Genomic DNA, 22,680 nt, shown 5'->3' on the forward strand with positions numbered 1-22,680 from the left:
ACTTTGGAAGACACGATTGCTTGCCGTAATCGTAAGGTCTGGCAAAAAGGTCAGCAGGATTTATAGAGAATCAAGGAAGCAGCTATTGCTGGAACCAAATCCTGCTCGGTTTTCAAACGAACTGCTATGCTTCAGGTGTACACCCCGACTGGAGGTAGCCCTATGAACGAAGCCATGCTCACCAGCGTCAAGGATACCTGCCCTTATTGTGGAAGCGATTTGGAGCTCGCTGTGGATATCTCATCCGGCAGTCAGGAGTTTATTGAGGACTGTGAAGTCTGCTGTGCTCCCATTACTATTGTCACTGAAGTAGACCTAAGCGGTCATTTGCTGAGTACACAGCTTAAACGCGAATCAGATTAGACCTTGTAATCTGCTCTCTAGATACCCATGTTATCCAGGTTAGAGCCTCTCTCCTGATTTGAGGATTGAGGTTTGCCACCTTTCCAATCTCTAGGAGTGATGATGTCTGCATCCCGACATAGCAAACTGATTATTCTGGGCTCAGGTCCTGCAGGCTATACGGCCGCTGTTTACGCAGCCCGCGCCAATCTTAAGCCTCTACTGATTACCGGCATGCAAATGGGTGGCCAGCTCACCACCACAACCGATGTCGATAACTGGCCCGGTGATGATCAGGGGGTACAAGGCCCTGAATTAATGGAACGGATGCGCAAACATGCAGAGCGCTTTGAAACTGAAATCCAGTTTGACCATATCAACCAGGTTAACCTGAAAGAAAAGCCCTTCACCCTAACCGGCGACCAGGGCACCTATACCTGTGATGCTTTGATTATTGCAACGGGTGCCAGTGCTCAATACCTGGGACTGCCCAGTGAAGAAGCCTTTATGGGGCGCGGGGTATCAGCCTGTGCAACCTGTGATGGCTTTTTTTACAAAAACCAGGAAGTGGCCGTTATCGGTGGCGGTAACACTGCAGTGGAAGAAGCGCTTTATCTATCGAATATCGCCAAGAAGGTCACCCTTGTACACAGACGCGATAGCCTAAGGTCTGAAAAAATTCTGCAGGATCAACTCTTTGAAAAAGTCAAAAATGGCAACATTGAAATTCTTTGGAACCATCAATTGGATGAAGTACTGGGAGACGAACAGGGTGTAACCGGGTTGAAACTGAAATCCACCACTGATACCAGTGAAAAACAGCTGTCCGTGATGGGTGTATTTATTGCCATAGGCCATAAACCCAATACCGATCTCTTCGAAGGGCAACTGGATATGGAAGGTGGCTATATCAAGATTCAATCAGGTCTTCAAGGCAATGCCACGGCCACCAGTGTTCCAGGTGTTTTTGCTTCAGGCGATGTCTGCGACCACGTCTACCGCCAAGCCGTTACTTCTGCGGGAACCGGCTGTATGGCTGCTCTGGATGCTGAGCGTTACCTGGACGCTCTCTAATTACTCTGCTGGTAATCCAGCAACCATTGCATGGCTTCGCTAAGGTCCGCCTGCTTTTGCCGGCGGGCCGCAGCATAACCCTGATTGAAAACAGCAAAGTAGTTTTCCAGCACCTGAGCCGCTTCTTTATCACCCGCCATTTCCAATAATTCGATACCCACTTCCGCTGTGCACAGGTGGGCTTCGGATGCCGGTTTGCGCAGTTGGTAGCTGGTTTTGCGATTGCTTCTAACCGGTAGTACCGGCAGCTCTTGCAGGTACTCACTCTGGCGAAACATTTTACGCGCCTGTCGCCAGGTACCATCAAGCAGAATAAAAACCGGAATTTTATGCTCCTGGTTTTTACGGGCTTGCGGATAATCCTGCACGACTCTGTCCTGATAGTCAGGCTGATCATCAGGAAAGATGATAAAAGGTTGGTAACGCTCGTCCTTCAGGAGTTCAATAAACGCCTGGGGTGGGCTCATTCGCTGCCAGGGGAAAACACGGGTCGAAGGCAGAGTGTCGCCTATCAGCCGGGCCGTATTGGTCGGCTTATTAACCTCTTCAATATGCATCAGTACCCAGAACTCTGCATCTGAACGGGTTTCAGTACGAAAGCGACAAATGCAGAAGTCTTCCGGCATGCGACAACCACTGCAACGGCGTATAAAGCTGCCCCTGGCAGTAAAGGGCCGACGCGGGTGCTGAAAGCGCTCAGGAGACTCGGCAATACGCCGAACCTCCTGTTCAAAAGCGGAAAGCGGCTTACGCAGAGATTCAGCTGCCATCTTTGACTCGAACCCGCTTCCAGTGGCCGGCCAGCAAGGCCCCGGAAATATTGTGCCAAACACTAAAGAGTGCACCGGGAAGGGCGGCAGAGGCACCAAAGTACTTGGCAGCCAGGCCTGCGGCCAAGCCCGAATTTTGCATGCCCACTTCAATCGCTATGGTGCGGCATTCCCGCTCATCACATCTAAGCAGTTTTGCACCCCAGTAGCCTGCGGCCAAGCCAGCTAAGTTATGTAGCATCACCGCCAAGGCCAGAATGGGACCCAAGCTGGCGATTTGTGATTGATTCAAACTAACCACGATGGCAATCACCAAAACAATACCGGCCATAGAGCCTGTAGCCAGCCAGGGCTCATGTTTGCGCAGAAAGGGTTGAATCAAACGGTTAACAACAACCCCTGCAAAAATAGGCAAAAGAATCACCCAAGCCAGGGTTTTCATCATATCAACAACGGGTACTTCCAGAGATTGGCCAACATACAACCGCGTCAATATGGGTGTTGCTGCCACTGCAACCAAAGAAGAGAAGAGCGTCATGGTAACTGAAAGAGCTACCTTACCACCCGCCAGGTAAACCATCACATTGGACGCTGTTCCACCGGCTGTTGCCCCAACCAATATCATGCCCACCGTGAGTTCAGGACCCAGCAGCAGCGCCTTGGCGAGAATCCAAGCAATCAGCGGCATCAATAAGAATTGTATCCCGGTGCCCAGCAGAATTTTATCGGGCCGTTTGAAAACCCGCAGAAAGTCTGCGGGTGTCAGAGTTAGCCCCATAAAGAACATGATGGCTGCTAACAAATAAAGAATATAACCGCCATAGCCATTAAATAGCGACGGCTGGAAATAGGCCGCTGCTGCAAAGAGCAGTGCCCAGACTGGAAACATCTGGTTAGTGTTATGCAAAAGTTTTTTCACGTCTTGTCATCCCGTGGCAAGTTCATTCAAATTAGCTTTCAGCTGCCATAAATCCTGGCCACTGAGGTGGTACTTCCTTTCAAAAGGAGTGATGGGCTCATCCATGTCCAGTGCAGTGATTTCGGCTTCCACACCGAAAACCTTAAGTGCTAGTTGCATTTCTTCCAGATAAATCCGCCAATTACTGCGACTTTCCAGCTGGCCGCCCAAAGCTACCAGGCTGGGAAACACAGGGTGTCCATGCCAGCGCTGCTTCAAATCCTTTTTCTTGGGAGTAGGGTTGGGATAAAGCAAAAAATGATATTCCGGCTTCCAGCCTGCTGCTTCTGCCAGACGCCAAAAGTCCACCAAATCAGCCCTAATCAACACCGCGTTAGCTGGTAGTTCTCCCAACTTGCGGCTTAAACGGTCTTCGGAACGGTCGACACCGATAACAAAGTGCTCCGGGTAACGACTAGCAAGCTTACGGGTACTGGCACCAACACCGCAGCAGGAATCCAGAATTAGCCGACCCCCAAAAGCTTGCCAGGCTGCTTCGGCCTCTTCAAAGGCTTCTCGGTTAAAAGTCGTAATCGGTTTTTTAAAAAGACTTTGCCGATGTTTCTCCACGACCTGCAGCAGTTGATCATGGACACCGAGCTGATTACTGGTGACCTGCCGCGAGTTTCCCTGTTCAGCCATGCAATAACTCGAATAGCTCCTGAAACTGCTGGGTCAGTTTGTGTTTGGGTGCGTAGTGGTTCAGGGGTCGGGAGACTTGGTGAGATTCACGCATTTTCACTGAAGAAGACAAGTGAACCGGCAGTACGGGATGCTCTTCAGCCAAGAGTTCTTCAATCAACACACGGGGCAAGCGTGCCTGGGCATTAAACTGATTCACAATTATGCCCTCAATTTGCAGAGCGTCATTATGATCAGCACGCAGTTCATCAATGGCTTCTTTCAGCGAATAGAGCGCTTGGCGGGAAAAGGCATCACAGTCAAAAGGAATCAGGCAGGTTTCAGCAGCAATCAACGCCGAGCGCGAAAAGAAATTCAACGCAGGTGGTGTATCGATCCAAATTTGAGGATAAAGATCAGTTAGTTCCAGCAGCGCTTCTTTCAGCTTGTAGATTTTATAGCGCGACTCCAACTTGGCTTCCAGGCTTTCCAGTTCCGGGTGAGCAGCCAGCACATAGAGGTTCTCATAGGGCGTGGGCTGAACCAGATCAGCCAAGGACTTACGCCCTCCACCCAAAGTCAGCGACTGTTCAAAAAAATCAAACATGCTGTCGTCCAGGTCCTGGGCGGGCTGGCCGGTTAAATAGTGGGTGCTATTACCCTGGGGGTCGAGATCAATCACCAGCGTAGGCTGGCCTGAAGCTGCACTGATGGACGCAAGATTACAAGTAATACTACTTTTACCAACACCACCTTTTTGATTGAACACGACTCGGCGCATACCGGTTGCTCCCATTTTAACCGTTATAAAGCCGCGATTTTACTAAAAGTTGCAAACATCTGCCATGAAATAGCGTTTGAAAATTCATTCTTAAGAGTGATGGTCAGTTCCAAGGCTTAACCGCACACTGCAAGTAAACCAACAATAAGAAAGGTTTTAGCATGTCAGGCTCAACAAACTCCCCCAGTGACTTTCTTGCGACCACCCATCAGGTTGAAAACCAGCCACCGCTACTGGTGAACTACAACCCTTATCTTCAGGACCAGGCACTCCAGGAAGGTGTCCGGCGCGAAGGTGCCAGCTGGGCGGAAGAAGATCTAACCCACTTTGGTGCTTTCACCGGCCAAGAAGCCATTATTCAACTGGGGTTTGAAGCCAATGCCCATAAACCGACGTTTGAAAGCCATGATCGACGCGGAGAACGGGTGGATCTAGTGCGTTTCCATCCGGCTTATCATCGGCTAATGCAGATTGCTGTCCAAGAAGGTCTGCATGCCGCACCCTGGTCTGATCCCAAACCCGGTGCTCAGGTTGCGCGTGCAGCCAAATACTATCTGCATACCCAGGTGGAAGCCGCTCACGGCTGCCCCATTACCATGAGCTTTGCTGCTCTGCCGACACTTCTCAAGCAAGAAAACGTCACCGCCCCCTGGATCAAAAAACTCTTTAGTCGTGACTATGATCCCAGCAACCAGCCTTTTGAGCAGAAAACGGGAATCACTCTGGGCATGGCTATGACTGAGAAGCAAGGCGGTTCTGATGTGCGCAGCAATACAACCCGCGCTTACCCTCTAGGTCAGGAAGGCCCGGGCCAGGCTTATGAGCTGGTGGGCCATAAGTATTTTGTATCTGCACCCATGAGTGATGGTTTTTTAGTGCTTGCCCAGGCTCCAGGTGGCTTGAGTTGTTTTTTGCTACCCCGCTGGAAGCCGGACGGCACCAAGAACCCGCTGCAAATTCAGCAGCTAAAAAACAAGATGGGTAATGTCGCCAATGCCTCCAGTGAAACCGAACTGCTCGGTGCTCTGGCCTGGATGCTTGGCGAAGAAGGCAAGGGTGTTAGAACCATTATCGAAATGGTCGCCATGACCCGTTATGACTGCATGCTTGGCTCCTCAGCAGGAATGCGCCAGGCCACCGCTCAAGCTTTACACCACACCGCTTATCGTCAGGCTTTTGGCAAGCCACTCAATCAGCAGCCACTGATGCAAAATCTGCTTGCCGATCTGGCTCTGGAAAGTGAAGCCGCACTTGCGCTCACCCTGCGTCTGTCCCGAGCGCTGGATAACCAACAGGATGAACACGAACAAGCTCTGCTCCGCCTGGCTACGCCGATTGGCAAATACTGGATCTGCAAACGCACCCCCAATCATGCTTATGAAGCCATGGAAATCATTGGTGGCAGCGGCGTTATGGAAAACCACATTATGCCCAGGCTGTTTCGTGAATCCCCCATCAACTCCATCTGGGAAGGCAGCGGCAATGTTCAGTGCCTGGATGTACTTCGTGCCTGGCACAAATCACCTGAAAGCCTGGAGGTCTACCTTGATGAAGTCTCTCTAGCCCAGGGTAGCAACACCTACCTGGACCACTTCTTACAAGAACTGCGAAAAGACCTTAAGGACACCAGCAACCTGGAGTATCGAGCCAGAAATTTGGTTGATCGCCTAGCCCTGGCGTTACAAGCCTCACTACTGGTTCGTAACAGTCCTCATGAAGTCAGTGATGCCTTCTGCGCCAGCCGCTTACAAGCCGGGGGAGGGCTCAACTACGGCAATCTGCCTCCTGGCGTCGCCTGCCAAACGATCCTTACCAGGGCGACACCACAAATTTAAGTGTTACCTCTCTACACAGGCCACCCAAAATGAGAAGAAAGCTGTTTGAAAATTCACTCTTTAGGGTGATAGCCCAGGCAAACGAGCAAGACCAGACTTAGGGTACAGAAATCAAACACCTGTTTAGTTCGATTTCAGGAATAAACAGCTTAGCAGCGACAACAAAAATAAATCAGGAGAAGCATGATGAAATTCAAGCTTACACCTCTGGCAGCAGCAGCCCTTTTGGGCCTGTCAGTAAGCGGGGCACAGGCAAGCAGTTTTGATGGCATCGTGGTTTTTGGTGATAGTCTGAGCGATTCAGGCCAATTTCCCGATGGCACCAACCCCCAGGCAGCCGATTTCAACCTAAGCGGCACCCGTCTGACCAATCGCACTGGCGAAGATTTTGATGGTGAATACGGCCAGGTTGCCACGCAATTTTTAACTAACCGTTTAGGTTTGGGTCCGCTACTGCCCTCGACCTCGGTGGTCAGAAACAACATTGGCCTGGAAGATGGCAGCAACTATGCGGTTGCTGGTTTAACTTCAAAAGCTATTCTGAGTTCAATTGTTAATGAGCTAAATATTGCCAACCCTGGTACAGCTTATGACCCTGACAATGATACCGGGTCCATTGTTGCCAATCCCAATTTTGATGATACTCAGCAGCCCTCACCAACCAACCCACCTTATCTGCGCTCTAAAGATGGTTATCTAGTTGCCAACGGTGGACAGGCTGATGCCAACAAGCTCTATTACATCAACGGCGGCGCCAATGACTTTATTAATCTGATTCGAGCTAGCAATGTCACACCGACCTCACTGAACACTGCTGTTCAAGAAGCCTCTGAGAACATCGGGACAGCTGCTATATCACTCGCTAACGCGGGCGCTAAAAACCTGGTGGTTTCTGATATGCCAAACTTGGCACGCACACCGCTGGCCGCGGGGGTTGCAGCAGGTTTACCTGATGATGGCACTCGCCAAGGCTTTTTAGACGGATTAACTAATTCCAATACTGGCTTTAACAATGCGCTGGGCCAGTATATTGATAACATTGATACTTCGGTCAATGTTGTGCGCCTGGATGTTAATCGTCTTTTTGATGAATTCCTGGCTGACCCAGAAATTTTTGGTTTTGCTCCCAATACAGGCAATCAACTGACTTCCAGTTGTTTTGATGGCAGTGCTGGCACCTGCGGTGAAAACCCAACCTACGGCATCAATGGTACCGACCCTGACCCTTCTAAGCTGCTCTTTAATGATGCCGTTCACCCAACCGAAGCGGCTCAGGAAATTCTTGGTGATCATGCCGCTTCTTTCTTGATTGCGCCCCAGGAAATTTCTCTGATTCCACAAATGGGTCAGCAGTTTGTGCGTAATCAGCAAGCTTATCTGTCACGCCAAGCCGACTATAGCAACCAAGTCACTGCCGGTGGCTGGCAGGTTTTTGGTCGGGGTGGTTACAGCCAGTCTGATTATTACCAGGACCTAAACACTGCTCGCGCTGAAGGTGAAGGCCATCAGGTCACTATCGGCGGCCTCTGGCGTGTTGATGATGCCCTGACTGTTGCCCTGGCAATCAGCCGTGCTGAAGATGAAATCACTACCCGCTCTACTGATTCCAAGTATGAGTCTACAGGTCTCCTACTTTCTGTTGGTGGTAGCTATACCTGGGAAATGCTGAACTTCAGCGCCCAAGTCAGCTATGCAGATCTGGATATTGATGCCCAGCGTGGCGTCAAGCTTGGTCAGCACACTCGACTTGAAGAAGGCTCAACAGATGGCTCCGTTCTGGGCGCCACCTTCAAGGTTAAAGCCGATCTGCTCAGTACTGATTCAGCAGTGGTGCTATCACCTTTTGCTGGCCTGGCCTACTCCCAGTCCAAAGTGGATGGCTATGAAGAGTCTGAAGTCACTTCCACCAGCTTGACTTATGGTGATCTGGAGCGCACTTCATTTACTGGCGAACTTGGCATAGGTCTGCGCCAAAATGCGACCAGCGGCTTTAATGCTGAACTGGCTTTCGTCAGGGAGTTTGATACCGATGCAACGGAAGTCAGCATGTATCAGCAATCCTACGGCGAAGATGCGCGTCAGCTGAACTTCACTGGTTACACACCAGAAGAAAACTACAAGCGCCTGGCACTGGGTTACCGCCTGGGTCTGACTGACGCTCTGGTTATTGATGCTGGCTACAACTTTACCTATGGCGATGAGCGGCATCACAACTTCAGCCTTGGCCTTGCCTTCAGCCTGTAATACGAACAATAAAAAGCTTCTATCAGAGGTGTAACCATGAACAGATTGCATAAGAAAAACTTTGTCGGCAAGACCACTTTGCCGCGTATCAGCCTACTAGCCCTGGCTATTGCAGGCATCGCTGCGCCCGTTCAGGCAGCTAACTTTGAACTGGGTGATTTTAACCTACAAGTCAATTCACAAATTTCTGCCGGGGCGAGTTTTCGTACCCAAAGTCGCGAAAATGACTATATAGCAGGCGGCACTCTGGCTGCCCAGGGAAAAACCAACCCAGCTGCAGCTAATGCTTCTTATCAAGGTAACAACTCCAGCAACACTGATGACGGCAACATGAACTTTGACCAAGGTGATATGTTTTCACAGGTCATTTCCGGCAACCATGAGCTGCGCTTCGGGCACAACCAGTACCGAAACTTTGGTGCCAACCTAAGTTTCCGCTATTGGTACGATGGCGCATTAGACGGGCTCAACTCCCCTAGCGATGCTGACATGGTCGATGATTGGAAAGGCACAAGCGCTTATGAAGACGCCAAATCCGGCATCGAGCTTATGGATGCTTACGTTTATGGCGACTTTGATGTTGCCGGAAGACCAGCCCAGATTCTCCTGGGCCGGCATGTTCTTAACTGGGGTGAAAGCACCTTTATTCAAGGTGGTCAAAATGCCGCCAACCCAGTCGACGTGCCAGCTTTACGACGCCCTGGTGCAGAAATTCGTGATGCCCTGCTACCTGTTGCAATGATTTCTGGCTCTATCGCTTTGGACGAAATGGGTGATTTCACCTTGGAAGGCTACTACCAGTTTGAGTGGCAGCGCACTCGTGCTGATGCTTGTGGCTCCTTCTTCTCCAACAATGATTTTGCGGCAAAAGGCTGCGGCCCTGTGTATTACCAAAGCGGTGCTTCTGAACAAGCTAATGCTGATGGCCAACCCCCCGGACTACTTGCAGGACTTGGCAATGTTGGCCTTGGTGAGTATGTCACTATTGCAGAACGTGCCGATGACAAAGAGCCCAGTGATACTGGCCAGTGGGGTGTCGCTCTGAAATGGTATGCCGAACAGCTCAATGGCACTGAGTTTGGTCTCTACTTCCAGAATATTCACAGTCGCCTGCCTGTAGCAGGAGGCATTGTCAGCTCAGGTACGCCGGCAGGCCCAGCTTTAGCTCAAAGCCTTGGCCTACCCGCAGGCAGCTTGGGTGATGGCAGTGATGAAGCAACCCGATACCAGATCGACTTTCCTGAAAACATGAAAGTCCTCGGTGCCTCTTTCGCCACCCTGTTGCCTAGCGGCACGGCTTGGTCCGGTGAGTTTACCTACCGGCCTGACGCACCCGTTCAAATCAATGCCAATGATGTACTTGTTCGTGGTTTGCTTGGTAACCTAGGCTATGATCCAGCAGTGAATGCTGCAGGACTTTATGACGGGACAGCACTGGCTGGCTTTATTGACCGCCTACCTTCTGAAATCCAGGACCTGGAAGCTGGCTCTCAGAAAGGCTACCGAGAATTTGATGTTTTCCAATTTCAAAGCACCTTTATCCATGATATCAACCGGGTATTGGCAGCTGACAACCTGCGCCTAATTGGTGAGGTTGGCTTTACTTACGTTAACGATCTGCCAGATACCGATGAAATCCGTTTTGGACGTTCATCCATCTATGGTTCTTGGGGTGAGTTCCAAGATGACTTTAATGGAACCAATATAGATCCTGACAAAGTCTTCGCCGACAACGGCTATGTGACTGACTTCTCCTGGGGTTATCGCTTGCTGGCTCAATTGGAGTACAACAATGCCTTTGTGGGTGGTCTGACTCTGAAGCCGTCTTTTTCCTGGAGTCATGATGTTAGTGGTTATGGCCCCGAGCCCGGCAGCCAGTTTTATGAAGGCCGCATGATTCTGGGTACTGAATTAGCAGCTGAGTATATGAATACCTATTTCGGCCGCATTGGTTACACTCACTACTTTGATACTGACTACTGGGATCTGGATGACCGCAACTTCGCCAGCATCAGCGTTGGCATGAACTATTAATTTGCGGCTAATCAACAAGAACAAGGTGAATTTTATGAAGAGCAACAAGACTAATCCCGCTTTGCGTCTTTCCGGTCTGGCTACTGCCCTGGTGGCAGCAGGCCTGCTGGCTACCACTGGCTCGCTCTATGCAGCCGAGCGTCTGGGCGGCAGTGAATTGACCCCCATGGGTGCCGAGCGTGCCGGTAGTGCTGATGGTCGCATCCCTGCCTGGGATGGTGGCCTCCAAGAAGGTCCAGGTAACTGGCGTGACGGCTATGGTCATCCCTTTGCGGATGAAGAGCCTCTCTACGTCATCACTGCACAAAACTATCAGCAATATGAAGAGCGCTTGGCGCCTGGGCAAATTGCCATGCTGCAGGCCTACCCGGATACTTTCCGTATTCCTGTATATCCAACTCACCGTACCGCTGCTTACCCGGACAGCGTCTATGAGAAAGTTAAATCCAATGCTTCTTCGGCACGTCTGGTTGATGGCGGTAATGGTGTGGAGAACTTCACTGAAGTCACACCTTTCCCCATTCCCGAAACCGGTGTTGAACTGGTTTGGAACCATTCAACCCGCTATCGTGGCCCAGGTGCTGAGCGGGAAGTAACTCTGGCTACACCTCAAGCAAGCGGTGCTTATACACCAGTAACCATCAATGAAGAGTTTATGTTTATTGCCGATGCTGAAGAGAATACACTTTTTCACTTCCTGCAATCGGTAACCGCACCTGCACGTCTTTCAGGCACCATTCTGTTGGTTCAAGAAACCATGAACCAAGTATTGGAGCCTCGTCGGGCCTGGATTTACAACGCTGGTCAGCGCCGTGTACGTCGTGCTCCTCAGGTTGCTTATGACGGACCAGGTACCGCAGCAGACGGTCAGCGCACTTCCGATGGCCTGGATGTATTCAACGGTGCACCTGATCGCTATGAATGGAATCTGGTTGGCAAAAAGGAAATGTATATTCCTTACAACGCCTACAATCTACTGGATACTAACCTGAGCAATGATGACATCATCATGGCCGGTCACCTAAACCCTGACCACCTACGCTATGAGCTGCACCGTGTTTGGAAGGTTGAAGGCACCCTTCGCGAAGGTCAGCGCCATATTTATGAAAAACGTGTCATGTACTTCGATGAAGACACCTACCAGCTCGCCCACGTTGATCAGTATGATGGTCGTGGCAACCTCTGGCGGGTTTCTGAAGGCCATACCGTACAGTTCCATGATGTCCAGGTACCCTGGTACGCTGCTGAAACTATCTATGACCTGGTCAACAATCGCTATATTGTTTCCGGCCTGATCAACGATACTTCTGGCTACAACTGGGATTACGAAGCACGTTCAAGTAACTTTACCCCAGCCGCTCTGCGTCGTTCTGGAGGTCGTTAAGACCTTTGGCCCTTGCTTCAGCAATCAGCCTCGCTTAATTTAAGGGGTTGATTCCGAGGCAAGGGCCACTAATGACCAGTCGTTTACTCACATCGCGACTCCACCCCCCGCTACCACCAGCCACTCAGCTGGTCCGTAGTCGCCTGCTTGATCAACTCAAGGATCAGACTTTTCAGCTCCTAGTGATTGAAGCGGCAACCGGTTATGGGAAAACACTCCTCGCCGATCAATGGCTATCCAGCAGCCAGCTGGCCTTCACTTGGCTGAACCTTGCCGAACAAGATCAAGAGCCTGAAACCTTTCTGGCTTACTTGCAGGCGGCCCTTTGCGAACTGCCTGGCTGCCAACAACTGGCCCCAGCTGCTGACCAAGACCCCCAAAAACAATTACTGCACTTACTGGCTGAGCTGGAAAACTTATTAGCCACTGACGTTTTTTTGTGTATTGACTGCTTTGAAAAGCTTCCCCCGTCATCACCAACCTTGGAGCTGCTTCAATTACTTCTTGATTACCGGCCCCCATCCTTACGGCTAGTGCTTGTTGGTCAAAGCATTCCCGTGCAATTTAAAGCCTATCAATTGCGTGATCAGCTGGCTTATTTGCAGGCGACTGACTTGGCCTTAAACCCCGAGGAGTTTACTGATCTGGTAGGGCAGTTAAATCCAAATCTCAGCTGGCTGGAGAAAGCCAGACTTTATCAACACACCCATGGCTGGCCAGCACAGGTTAAAATTCAGGCCACCCAGCTCCAGCAGGCTAGATATGAAGACCAACAACTCTTAACACCGGAAGATCAAAAAGCCCTACCTATTTGGCCACTGGTACATGGGTATGACAAAAGCCACCTTCACCAGGAATTAACCCAACTGACCCAACTGAACTCAACCCAAACCGACCAGGTGATGCGCTGTCTGCGCCGACTCAGTTGGCTTCACTGCCACCTGGGTCAACCGAGAGCTGCGCGGGGCTATAACCGTGAAGCCATCACCCTGGCCAGCAATCAACGAGACAATCACTTCACTGAAGCCTTGCAGTTGGATTTTGGTTTGATTGAGCTGCACAAGGGTCATCTGAAGCTGGCTGAAAGGAAGCTGCATGCCCTGGACAAAAAGCTGGCCCACTTAACGGAAGAACTCGTCGCCCAACAGCAATTGCTACTCGCCCGAATTTACTGGTTACAAGGAGAAGATGAACTCTGCTGGCCCTTGATTACTCACGCTTTATTAGTCAGTGGTGACCGTAATCTTCAGGTTTTCTTGCAAGCTCTTTTATTTATGGCGGAAATTCACTTTCAGCACCTACAAACAGATCAAGCTTTTGAGCTTCTTGATGAAGCCGAACAGCATCTACTGGTCACTAAGCTGGACATCAGCCCCTGGCAGGCCGCCATAACCTGTTTAAAAACCCGCTTATGGCTACAGGAAGGTAAGCAGGAACTGGCTTTGACCTGGATGAACCAGTTGGTCAATCAGTTCCCTGTCAAGGGCCCTTCGTCACTGCAATTGCATCTTCATTATCTGCAAACTCTCTTGCTTGCCCATAAACCAACAGAAGCCTTGAGCCGGTTAGAACAGCTACCTGAAGTCAATGCTCACTACCCAGCTGCCGCTGAAAATATTCATCGTAAAGTCACCTGGGCTTTGGTTTTAGCTGCCAAGCGCCAACCCGTTGATGCGCGAGCCCAGTTACACCAAGCCTTGGTTCTTGCTGAACCTCAGCAGATTAAGCGTCCTTTTCTGCAAGCGGGTACGGCTTTGCAGGAGCTGCTACACGAAGTGATCAAACACTTGGCACCGGGTTCAGATTTATTACTTTTTGCTGAAACCCTGGTACCCAATCAATACAGCGTAACGCAAGCTCTGGTGCAGCCTTTGGACAACAGCCTATCAAGCCGCGAACAGGAAGTTTTAATGCTGGTTGCCGAAGGCCTTTCCAATCAGGAAATCGGGCAAAGGTTATTCATTTCACTGCACACCGTAAAAACCCACCTCAAGCATCTTATGAAGAAGCTGGGTGTGCGCTCACGTACCCAGGCGGTAACCCGAGCAAGGGAATTGCGCTTGATCTAAGTCTTCGCCTCAGCATGGCCCGTTTCTCTGAGCAGTGTTAAGATACCGGTAACGTTTAAAACATTGCGGGCAAAGGTCTTAATTCACCTGGCCCTGGTTAGAGGAACTACTTTTGTCTCACCTACCTGTAATTATTGGCATGGGCGGGGTCAGCCCAGCAGGACGCACTTCTGGTCATCATGCATTCAAACGCATGCTACTGGATCAACTGCCCAATTCCAGCCAACAGACTACCCTTTTATCACTGGCCAGCTTGACTGGCTTGGCTCATCGCGTTGCCGACAATCAATGGCGAACGCCTGAAGGCCAGCTATCTAGTGAAGCTGTAATTGCCCGCTATGCGCAGGAGCTGAAAGACGCCACCCTAATACGCCGCATCCATCCAGATTGGTTTGATGTCCACGCCCAGCCCTCAACGCGCAGCTTGGAAATCAAACCTGCGGCTCATCCAATTCAATTTCGTTTGCGCCGTCGCCACCTGCCCGAACAGCTTCCTTTGGGCTGGTCGATAGAGGACCTACCCGGCAATGAGGTGGAAGTCACTGTCAATCAGCCTTTTTCGGCAACTCTTTCAACGCCCAAAGAAGCTTTGGTGCAAGCTGCTGGCATGCTACCAACGGGCTTTAATCCAGGCGCCCATTATCGTAGTGCCAACCATCCGCGGGCTTTACAGATGGCTGTGTTTGGCGCTTCCGACCTTTTGGGTCAAACCGGTATTAGCTGGGAAACCATCAGCAGCCAAGTTCGCCCAGATCAAATTGGTGTTTTTGCCAGCAACTCCATCGGCCAGCTCGACCAGGAAGGCTGGGGCGGCCTGCTGCAAAGCCCGGTAACCGGTAAAAGAACCACCTCCAAACAGATGCCTCTGGGTTATGCTCAGATGACGGCTGATTTTATCAATGCCTATGTACTGGGTAACATTGGTCAGTCCAGTGGTCTACTAGGTGCTTGTGCAACCTTCTTATATAACTTGCAGGCTGCTACTAATGCGATTCGATCCGGGCGCTTGCGCGTAGCACTGGTCGGCACTTCTGATGCCCCCGTCACTCCGGAAATCATTGAAGGCTTTAGAGCCATGGGTGCTTTGGCGGACGATGCCAGCCTCAAGGCTTTGGATGAACTGGATCAGCTCACTGACCAGGACTATCGCCGGGCTTGCCGCCCCTTTGGTAATAATTGTGGCTTTACCATTGCCGAAGCAGGTCAATTCACCTTACTGGTTGATGACCAGCTGGCTGTAGAGCTGGGTGCTCAAGTGCTGGGCAGTGTTCCTGAAGTTTTTGCTAATGCCGATGGCTTTAAGCGGTCAATTTCAGCACCCGGCATTGGCAACTACCTAACCCTGGCCAAGGCAGCTGCTTTGGGACGCAGCCTTTTAGGTGAGCAGGCTCTGCAGGAGCGCAGCTATGTGCATGCGCATGGCACCAGCACACCCAAAAACCGGGTGACTGAATCCCATGTCCTTAATGAAGTCGCCAAAGCCATGGGAATTAGCCGTTGGCCAGTAGCGGCTATCAAAGCCTTTGTGGGTCATTCTCAGGGAACTGCAGGCGGTGATCAGTTTATGGCTGCTTTGGGTAGCTGGGCCGAAGGGTGGCTACCCGGTATTACCACTGTCAGAGATGGCTTTGCCGATGACTTGCATGCTTCTAATTTGTATTTATCCAATCAGCATCGTCAGGTCGATCCAAAGCAATTGGATATGGCGCTGATCAATGCCAAAGGCTTTGGTGGCAATAATGCCAGTGCTCTTCTGTTATCTCCAACGGTAACTCAAAGGATGCTGGAAAAACGCCATGGTCAAGCAGCCATGCAAGCCCATGCCAACAAGCTGGAAGCCACCTTGGAAGCTAGCCATCAGCATGAGGAAGCTTCGCTTGCGGGCAACTTCAGGCTGACCTATCAATTTGGTGAGCAGGTACTGGAAGGTGAAGAGCTGAGTTTAAGCAGTGAACGCCTGGAAATTCCCGGTTATTCACAAAGTGTTAACCTCAATCTGCGAAATCCCTTTACAGATATGTTTGAATAGTGGCTTACTCTTGCCAAAATATGTGCAAATGCTTTAAATAGTGACATCCATTCGATCAGGAGTGCCCTATGAGCCTGGATTTGTTGAATCAGCTCGAAGAAAAAGTCGCAACCACTATCAATGCACTGGACAAGCTTCGCCAGGAAATTGATCAACTTAAGGAAGAGAATGCTGACCTACGTGCAGAAAAGCAGGTTTGGGAAGAAAAACTGAACGGCTTATTGGGCAAATTCAGTGAGCTGGAAACAGCAGCCCAGCAAACCGAAAACTTCAGTGAAGAAACCCCAGCAGACGAAAATGAAGAACAGCGGGTTTCTAGCTGGTCCTGATCAAGTCTGCAGCTGCAAAGACATAAGCAGCGCATCCTCCCTGCCAGTCGGCGATGACTGGCAGGTGTAATAACCTTTACGCCGTCCATCCAAAGCAAAACCCAAGTGCTGATAAAGTAAGCAGGCCGCCTGATTACTGGCCCTGACTTCCAGGAGCAGCCTTTCCGCTTTTTCCTGTTGAGCTCTGAAAATTGCCTGTTTCAACAGTTGCTTTGCCAACCCCTGACGCCTGAACTGGGGAGCCACCAACACATAAAGCACTTCCGCTTCCAAATAACCCCAACCCAAAACCAGGGCGGCTTGCAGTTCACCAGCTGCTGCATGCAGCCCCCAGACTTCATCTTGCTGCAAACTGGCCAGCCAGCCCGTCTCCTGCCAAGCTTGGGGATCGCTGGCTGCCAACTCCAGCAAAGGAGCCAAGTCATCTTCATTCAAAACCCTTAGCCGAGAGTCACTCAAAAGCTGACCTCTCAAAGCAACAAGGGGCTACTGGCAAAACGGGCTCTCAGCCCATTTTCACCCGCCTGTTGCCAAAAGTGCTGTTTAGCTTCAGATCTGTTGATCAGGTCATCCAATGCTGGAGCCGCATAGACTTCTGGCAGGCTCAGGGCTGCTTCTCTGGTTAATAGGTCACTGGCGCGGGAACCAAAAACCAGCAGGCCCGAAAGCCGCTGTCGGAATTGAGCGCCAGTAAGGAAAGCACGCAGGCTCAGGTTAAGTTCTTCCTCATCACCCGCTTCAACAGGTACGCCTGGTAAAGGCCACTGAAAACGATGTTGAGACAAAATACCCAAACCACCGGGGTAGAAAGCCGTCAACAGACTTTGCAGCAGGGACAAGGTTTGCTGAGTCAGGGGCTGATTTGCTTGCCGCTCCATAACCAGCTGCCAACCATTGGCCAGCAGCCAGACATCAGCAACCAAAGGCAAGGCCTGCTGCTGGGGCGGAGACTCCAATACAGGAGCCAAGGGCACTTCCTGGGCAGTGATTTCGGGAGCCTTCTTAGGTTCGGGCTGCGGCTGAATTTCAGCACGTAACTTTTCCCTGGCACTGACCTGGGGCTCGGGCGCTGGCCAGTCACATAAGACACTGGGCTGTGCTCCCACTAAGCGCTTGCGGGCAACCCAGAGGGTCACCCCCAGGTTCTGAAGGGTGGCGTAGCGCTGATGAGCAGTTAGTTCCGGCATTGAATTAAGATCAAACCCCTTCTTTTTGTGGATGCGTCCGCTCAGTCTGATTGGTCAAGGCATTCAATGCATTGATGTAAGCCTTGGCCGAAGCAATCACTATATCCGTGTCGGCACCCAAGCCATTGACGATGCGCCCGCCTTTGGCAAGGCGAACCGTCACCTCACCCTGAGAATCCGTTCCCGAAGTAATGGCGTTAACTGAGTAAAGCTCCAAGGTGGCATGGCTTTGCACAACACTTTCAATGGCCTTATAGACAGCATCAACCGGGCCTGAGCCTTCGGACTCAGCTTTCAACTCTTCGCCTTCAACATTAAGCACCAACTGAGCAATCGGCGTTTCGCCCGTCTTGGACTGAACCTCCATCGCTACCAGCTGCACATGCTCGGCTGCCGCTGCGGCCCGGGTATCGGTGACCAGTGCCTGCAGGTCTTCGTCATAGATTTCATGCTTCTTATCAGCCAGCTGTTTGAAAAGCTGGAAGGCGGTATTCAGTTCCTGTTCGGTTCCAAAGTTGATACCCAACTCCTGCAAACGGGTACGGAAGGCGTTACGGCCTGAGTGCTTGCCCAACACGATAGAGTTGGTGTGCCAACCCACATCCTGAGCCTTCATAATTTCATAGGTTTCACGGTGTTTAAGAACGCCATCCTGATGAATCCCTGATTCATGGGCAAAGGCATTTTTACCGACAATGGCTTTATTGGGCTGCACCGGGAAGCCGGTTACTGTGGAAACCAGGCGTGAAGTCGGCACAATAAACTGAGGGTCGATACCCGTTTCCACTTCAAAAGCATCGGCACGGGTGCGTACTGCCATCACCAGTTCTTCCAGTGAAGCATTACCGGCACGTTCACCCAAACCATTAATGGTGCACTCAACCTGGCGGGCTCCAGCTTGCACAGCTGCCAGCGAGTTGGCCACGGCCAAACCCAAATCATTGTGGCAATGGACGGAAAAGATGGCTCTATCGCTGTTGGGCACCCGCTCAATCAGCTGGCGTATCTGTTCGGCATAGAGTTCGGGAATGGCATAGCCAACGGTATCGGGGATGTTAATGGTGCGGGCTCCGGCATCAATAGCAGCCTCAACAATACGACACAGGAAATCGATATCCGAACGCCCGGCATCCTCGCAGGAGAACTCAACATCATCAATAAGATTACGTGCTTGCTTGACGGCTCGCACCGCCTGTTCAACCACTTGATCCGGCTCCATTTGCAACTTGTATTTCATATGAATGGGGCTGGTGGCAATAAAGGTATGAATACGCCCCAAGGCTGCTGGCTTTAAGGCTTCAGCTGCTCGGTCGATATCGGCTGGCATGGCACGCGACAGGGAGCAAACACGTGATTCTTTAACGGCTTCAGCAACGGCTTTGACGGATTCAAAGTCACCCTGACTGGCAATTGCAAAGCCTGCTTCGATGACATCAACACGCATTTTTTCCAGCATCTTGGCAATACGTACCTTTTCATCCTTGGTCATGGAAGCACCGGGGCTTTGCTCACCATCGCGCAAAGTGGTGTCAAAAATAACTAAATGTTCTTTGCTCATGTTGGGTCTCCTCACAAGTGCTAACTCAACGATTAGCAGACGTGTTTTTATTCATAAATGACCAGTAAAAAGGCAGGACTGGCTGCTCGTTGCAACCAGCTAAAACGCTGGGCTGGAAGTTGATCAATATCAATTCTGACTATAACCAGCTTGAAGCCTTTTGCCAAGGGCGCGGGCCTGGCTGCTCTAGTGCGACAAAAAGCCATGCTAGTCATTAGGACTTAGACAAAATGACCCACCCTGATAAACAGGGCTTCTCTGAAATGGATTTTAAGGCACTTTTTCACCCATAAAGGAGTTTTCGTTTCTGGCCTCTTGCTTGCACTAATAACCAGGTACTCAGTTGTTCAACCAACAAGATGGACAAGAACCATGCAAAACAATAACTCCTCACCCACATCTCAAGCTGAGCGCCGCCGCTTTTTAAAAAGCATGGCTGGAGCGTCAGCTGCTGTAGGTCTGGCTGCTACGGCCGGTAATGCTCTGGCAGCAACGGATACCTCATCAGAAATAGATACTAAAGATCAGGCGCAGGGATACCGTGAAACTGATCATATTCGTGCCTACTACGCAAGCTGTCGCTAAGCCGAACACCAGGAGAACCTATCCATGCGTTTAACAAAAAAACAAACTGCTGCTGAACAGCAAAAAGAAGGTCTGGGTGTTAGTCGCCGCGGCTTTCTGAAGGGCACTAGTGTTGCTGCTGGTGGTCTGGCCGCTTCCGGCCTCTTGGGCAAAGGCATGATGCAAAAAGCCGAAGCTCAGACGCCCAAGTCTTCAGCACCTGTCGAAGTCAGTCGCACCATCTGTACTCACTGCTCGGTTGGCTGTGGTGTTTACGCCCACACCCAAAACGGTGTCTGGACTTACCAGGAGCCTGCTTTTGACCACCCCATTAACAAGGGTGCCCACTGTGCCAAGGGTGCTGCCCTGCGTCATCACGGCCACTCCAGCCGTCGCTTGAAGTACCCCATGAAACTGGTCGGTGGCAACTGGCAAAAAATGTCCTGGGATGATGCCATCAACGAAATTGGCGACAAGGTTCTGGCCATTCGTGAAGAGTCCGGCCCTGATTCGGTTTACTGGCTGGGCTCCGCCAAGTTCAACAATGAACAAGCCTACCTGTTCCGAAAATTTGGCTCTCTATGGGGCACCAACAATGTGGACCACCAGGCACGTATCTGCCACTCCACCACTGTAGCTGGCGTAGCCAACACCTGGGGCTATGGTGCCATGACCAACAGCTACAACGACATGCAAAACAGCAAGTCGATTCTGTTCATAGGTTCTAATGCTGCTGAAGCCCACCCGGTTTCCATGCAGCACACCCTGATTGCCAAAGAGCGCAATAATGCCCAGGTAGTCGTTGTTGATCCTCGCTTTACCCGTACTGCTGCTAAAGCCAACCACTACACACGTATTCGTCCTGGCTCTGATGTTGCCTATATCTGGGGTCTTTTGTGGCATATCTTTGAAAATGGTTGGGAAGATCAGCAGTTTATCAATCAGCGGGTTTACGGCATGGATGAAATTCGCCGTGAAGTTCGTGATTTCCCACCTGCGGTTGTTGAAGACATTACCGGTGTTCCCGAAGCTGAAGTTTACAAGGTCGCCAAAATTCTGGCCGAAAACACCCCGGGTTGTATTGTTTGGTGTATGGGTGGCACCCAGCACACGACTGGTAACAACAACACCCGCGCCTACTGTATTCTGGAGCTGGCTTTAGGCAATGTCGGTAAATCAGGTGGTGGTGCCAACATCTATCGTGGTCATGATAATGTTCAGGGCGCTACTGACTTTGGTGTCCTTTCCAACTCCCTACCCGGCTACTATGGTCTGGCTGAGGGCTCTTGGCGCCATTGGGCACGCGTCTGGGAAGTCGACTATGAGTGGATTGAAAACCGCTTTGACTCGGCAACCTATGGCGGCACCAAGCCCATGAATGCAACAGGTATCCCTGTTTCTCGCTGGGTTGATGGTGTTCTGGAGGATTCCAGCAAAATACAGCAGAACGACAATATTCGCGCCATGTTCTACTGGGGTCACGCGGTTAACTCCCAGACCCGTGGCCCTGATATGCGTGAAGCCATGAAAAAGCTGGATATGATGGTTATTGTTGACCCTTATCCCACAGTCGCTGCAGTTATGCACGATCGCAATGATGGCGTTTATCTGCTGCCTGCTTGCACCCAGTTTGAAACCTACGGCTCGGTTACCGCTTCCAACCGCTCCATCCAGTGGCGTGACAAGGTTATCGAACCCCATTTTGAAGCCAAGTCTGATCACGAAATCATGTACTTGTTTGCCAAAAAACTGGGCTTTGCCGACCAACTGGTTAAAAACATCCAGGTCAATGGCAACGAGCCGCTGATTGAAGACATCGTACGTGAGTACAACCGCGGCATGTGGACCATAGGTTACACCGGTCAAAGCCCTGAGCGTCTTAAATATCACCAGCAAAACTGGCATGCCTTTGACTTCACCAGCCTGCGCGGCGTAGGTACCGAAGCTGACGGTGAGTTTTATGGCCTGCCCTGGCCTTGCTGGGGAACCCCGGAAATGAAACATACCGGCACCCATGTTCTCTATGACCCCAGCATCCCGGTTAGCCGTGGTGGCACTGGCTTCCGTGCCAACTTTGGTGTGGAGCGCAATGGTGAGACTCTGCTAGCTGAAGGCTCGGCACCAGTTGGTAACGAGATTGGTGATGGTCACCCAGAGTTTACTGCTGATCTGCTTAAGCAGTTGGGCTGGTGGGATGACCTGACTGCTGAAGAAAAACAGGCTGCGGAAGGCCGTGACTGGAAAACCGACCTTTCTGGCGGTATCCAGCGCGTTGCCATCAAGCATGGCTGCGCACCCTTTGGTAACGGCAAGGCACGTACCGTGGTTTGGACCTTCCCGGATGCTATTCCCAAGCACCGTGAGCCGCTTTACACCACCCGTCGTGATCTGGTTGCCAAGTACCCAACCTTTGATGACTTCGACTCCTTGATGCGTCTGCCTACCCTGTATAAATCCGTACAGGAAAGAGACACCTCGGGCGAATTCCCCATTATCCTCACCTCTGGTCGTTTGGTGGAATACGAAGGTGGTGGTGATGAAACCCGCTCCAACCCCTGGCTGGCTGAACTTCAACAGCACATGTTTGTTGAGATCAACCCTTACAACGCCAACACCCTGCGTATTCGTGATGGTCAGGATGTTTGGGTTTACGGGCCAGAAGGCGGTCGAGCCAAGGTCAAAGCCAAAATTACCAACAGTGTCGGACGCAATGTGGCCTTCATGCCTTTCCACTTCGGTGGCGAGTTCCAGGGCGAAAACCTCAGGCATCGTTATCCAGAAGGCAGTCAGCCCTACATCTCCGGTGAAGCGGTCAACACAGTAACCACCTATGGTTATGACCCCGTCACCCTGATGCAGGAAACCAAGTGTACCGTTTGCCGTATTGAAGCAGCCTGATAA

18 protein-coding genes are annotated in these 22,680 nt (G+C 51.1%); 11 read left to right on the top strand and 7 right to left on the bottom strand.

The features are described from left to right. Nucleotides 1–162: 162 nt before the first annotated feature. Together BM185_RS10105 and trxB are read left to right on the top strand one after the other, a co-directional pair. Nucleotides 163–363, top strand: a complete 201-nt coding sequence (locus tag BM185_RS10105) for a CPXCG motif-containing cysteine-rich protein (RefSeq protein WP_245751747.1) — start codon at nucleotides 163–165, stop codon at nucleotides 361–363. Nucleotides 364–465: 102 nt separating this feature from the next. Further along, entirely contained in the window at nucleotides 466–1,416 is a 951-nt protein-coding gene (trxB, locus tag BM185_RS10110; protein WP_091963018.1) for a thioredoxin-disulfide reductase, read from the top strand. Here the strand turns inward: trxB and BM185_RS10115 are convergent. From BM185_RS10115 to BM185_RS10130, 4 genes are read right to left on the bottom strand one after another with little or no spacing between them, the layout of a single operon-like run. Further along, nucleotides 1,413–2,186 carry a tRNA-uridine aminocarboxypropyltransferase gene (locus BM185_RS10115; protein WP_091963022.1) on the bottom strand — a complete coding sequence of 258 codons (774 nt, stop codon included), beginning with the start codon at nucleotides 2,184–2,186 and terminating at the stop codon, nucleotides 1,413–1,415. The genes trxB and BM185_RS10115 overlap by 4 nt on opposite strands. Further along, nucleotides 2,176–3,105: a bile acid:sodium symporter family protein gene (locus BM185_RS10120; RefSeq protein ID WP_281247340.1), complete on the bottom strand. Its 930-nt coding sequence runs from the start codon at nucleotides 3,103–3,105 to the stop codon at nucleotides 2,176–2,178. The genes BM185_RS10115 and BM185_RS10120 overlap by 11 nt, the downstream gene beginning before the upstream one ends. Nucleotides 3,106–3,111: 6 nt before the next feature. Then, nucleotides 3,112–3,786 carry a tRNA (guanine(46)-N(7))-methyltransferase TrmB gene (gene trmB, locus BM185_RS10125; RefSeq protein WP_091963027.1) on the bottom strand — a complete coding sequence of 225 codons (675 nt, stop codon included), beginning with the start codon at nucleotides 3,784–3,786 and terminating at the stop codon, nucleotides 3,112–3,114. Further along, complete coding sequence (locus tag BM185_RS10130; RefSeq protein ID WP_091963030.1) at nucleotides 3,779–4,546, bottom strand: ParA family protein; 768 nt, start codon at nucleotides 4,544–4,546, stop codon at nucleotides 3,779–3,781. The genes trmB and BM185_RS10130 overlap by 8 nt, the downstream gene beginning before the upstream one ends. Nucleotides 4,547–4,707: 161 nt before the next feature. On the opposite strand from BM185_RS10130, the gene BM185_RS10135 reads away from it, so the two are divergent. From BM185_RS10135 to zapB, 7 genes are all read left to right on the top strand, one after another. Continuing rightward, entirely contained in the window at nucleotides 4,708–6,381 is a 1,674-nt protein-coding gene (locus tag BM185_RS10135) for an isovaleryl-CoA dehydrogenase (RefSeq protein WP_091963033.1), read from the top strand. A gap of 183 nt (nucleotides 6,382–6,564) precedes the next feature. Further along, on the top strand, nucleotides 6,565–8,625 hold the full coding sequence (locus BM185_RS10140; protein WP_091963036.1) for an autotransporter domain-containing protein: 2,061 nt from the start codon (nucleotides 6,565–6,567) through the stop codon (nucleotides 8,623–8,625). A gap of 36 nt (nucleotides 8,626–8,661) precedes the next feature. Then, complete coding sequence (locus tag BM185_RS10145; RefSeq protein WP_091963039.1) at nucleotides 8,662–10,659, top strand: DUF1302 domain-containing protein; 1,998 nt, start codon at nucleotides 8,662–8,664, stop codon at nucleotides 10,657–10,659. Nucleotides 10,660–10,693: 34 nt separating this feature from the next. Then, nucleotides 10,694–12,043, top strand: a complete 1,350-nt coding sequence (locus BM185_RS10150) for a DUF1329 domain-containing protein (RefSeq protein ID WP_091963042.1) — start codon at nucleotides 10,694–10,696, stop codon at nucleotides 12,041–12,043. A gap of 71 nt (nucleotides 12,044–12,114) precedes the next feature. Then, nucleotides 12,115–14,112 (top strand): LuxR C-terminal-related transcriptional regulator, encoded by a 1,998-nt coding sequence (locus BM185_RS14965; protein WP_091963045.1) that lies wholly within the window; start codon nucleotides 12,115–12,117, stop codon nucleotides 14,110–14,112. A gap of 112 nt (nucleotides 14,113–14,224) precedes the next feature. After that, the gene (locus tag BM185_RS10160; RefSeq protein WP_091963048.1) at nucleotides 14,225–16,141 is read left to right on the top strand and encodes a beta-ketoacyl synthase; all 1,917 of its coding nucleotides are present in this window, start codon (nucleotides 14,225–14,227) and stop codon (nucleotides 16,139–16,141) included. A gap of 68 nt (nucleotides 16,142–16,209) precedes the next feature. Beyond that, the gene (gene zapB, locus BM185_RS10165) at nucleotides 16,210–16,470 is read left to right on the top strand and encodes a cell division protein ZapB (protein WP_091963051.1); all 261 of its coding nucleotides are present in this window, start codon (nucleotides 16,210–16,212) and stop codon (nucleotides 16,468–16,470) included. Here zapB and BM185_RS10170 read toward each other — a convergent pair whose 3' ends face one another. From BM185_RS10170 to BM185_RS10180, 3 genes are read right to left on the bottom strand one after another with little or no spacing between them, the layout of a single operon-like run. Next, a complete protein-coding gene (locus BM185_RS10170) occupies nucleotides 16,471–16,929 on the bottom strand; it encodes a GNAT family N-acetyltransferase (RefSeq protein WP_177203529.1) in 459 nt (152 codons plus the stop codon). Between the two features lie 11 nt (nucleotides 16,930–16,940). Further along, nucleotides 16,941–17,657 carry a hypothetical protein gene (locus BM185_RS10175; RefSeq protein ID WP_091963055.1) on the bottom strand — a complete coding sequence of 239 codons (717 nt, stop codon included), beginning with the start codon at nucleotides 17,655–17,657 and terminating at the stop codon, nucleotides 16,941–16,943. A gap of 10 nt (nucleotides 17,658–17,667) precedes the next feature. Further along, nucleotides 17,668–19,215, bottom strand: a complete 1,548-nt coding sequence (locus tag BM185_RS10180; RefSeq protein WP_091963058.1) for a 2-isopropylmalate synthase — start codon at nucleotides 19,213–19,215, stop codon at nucleotides 17,668–17,670. 372 nt (nucleotides 19,216–19,587) lie between these two features. Here BM185_RS10180 and BM185_RS10185 point away from each other — a divergent pair, with 372 nt between their 5' ends. Continuing rightward, nucleotides 19,588–19,800 (top strand): hypothetical protein, encoded by a 213-nt coding sequence (locus BM185_RS10185; protein WP_091963061.1) that lies wholly within the window; start codon nucleotides 19,588–19,590, stop codon nucleotides 19,798–19,800. A 24-nt stretch (nucleotides 19,801–19,824) separates the two neighbouring features. After that, nucleotides 19,825–22,677: a molybdopterin-dependent oxidoreductase gene (locus BM185_RS10190; RefSeq protein ID WP_091963063.1), complete on the top strand. Its 2,853-nt coding sequence runs from the start codon at nucleotides 19,825–19,827 to the stop codon at nucleotides 22,675–22,677. Nucleotides 22,678–22,680 lie beyond the last annotated feature (3 nt).

Source organism: Marinospirillum celere, from assembly GCF_900112235.1.
GTDB classification, from domain to species: Bacteria; Pseudomonadota; Gammaproteobacteria; order Pseudomonadales; family Halomonadaceae; genus Marinospirillum; species Marinospirillum celere.

Excerpts from the sequence above, each read along its gene's own strand:
- BM185_RS10105 (WP_245751747.1), top strand. The coding sequence starts at position 163 with ATGAACGAAGCCATGCTCACCAGCGTCAAGGATACCTGCCCTTATTGT.
- trxB (WP_091963018.1), top strand. The coding sequence starts at position 466 with ATGTCTGCATCCCGACATAGCAAACTGATTATTCTGGGCTCAGGTCCT.
- BM185_RS10115 (WP_091963022.1), bottom strand. The coding sequence starts at position 2,186 with ATGGCAGCTGAATCTCTGCGTAAGCCGCTTTCCGCTTTTGAACAGGAG.
- trmB (WP_091963027.1), bottom strand. The coding sequence starts at position 3,786 with ATGGCTGAACAGGGAAACTCGCGGCAGGTCACCAGTAATCAGCTCGGT.
- BM185_RS10130 (WP_091963030.1), bottom strand. The coding sequence starts at position 4,546 with ATGCGCCGAGTCGTGTTCAATCAAAAAGGTGGTGTTGGTAAAAGTAGT.
- BM185_RS10135 (WP_091963033.1), top strand. The coding sequence starts at position 4,708 with ATGTCAGGCTCAACAAACTCCCCCAGTGACTTTCTTGCGACCACCCAT.
- BM185_RS10140 (WP_091963036.1), top strand. The coding sequence starts at position 6,565 with ATGATGAAATTCAAGCTTACACCTCTGGCAGCAGCAGCCCTTTTGGGC.
- BM185_RS10145 (WP_091963039.1), top strand. The coding sequence starts at position 8,662 with ATGAACAGATTGCATAAGAAAAACTTTGTCGGCAAGACCACTTTGCCG.
- BM185_RS10150 (WP_091963042.1), top strand. The coding sequence starts at position 10,694 with ATGAAGAGCAACAAGACTAATCCCGCTTTGCGTCTTTCCGGTCTGGCT.
- BM185_RS14965 (WP_091963045.1), top strand. The coding sequence starts at position 12,115 with ATGACCAGTCGTTTACTCACATCGCGACTCCACCCCCCGCTACCACCA.
- zapB (WP_091963051.1), top strand. The coding sequence starts at position 16,210 with ATGAGCCTGGATTTGTTGAATCAGCTCGAAGAAAAAGTCGCAACCACT.
- BM185_RS10175 (WP_091963055.1), bottom strand. The coding sequence starts at position 17,657 with ATGCCGGAACTAACTGCTCATCAGCGCTACGCCACCCTTCAGAACCTG.
- BM185_RS10180 (WP_091963058.1), bottom strand. The coding sequence starts at position 19,215 with ATGAGCAAAGAACATTTAGTTATTTTTGACACCACTTTGCGCGATGGT.
- BM185_RS10185 (WP_091963061.1), top strand. The coding sequence starts at position 19,588 with ATGCAAAACAATAACTCCTCACCCACATCTCAAGCTGAGCGCCGCCGC.
- BM185_RS10190 (WP_091963063.1), top strand. The coding sequence starts at position 19,825 with ATGCGTTTAACAAAAAAACAAACTGCTGCTGAACAGCAAAAAGAAGGT.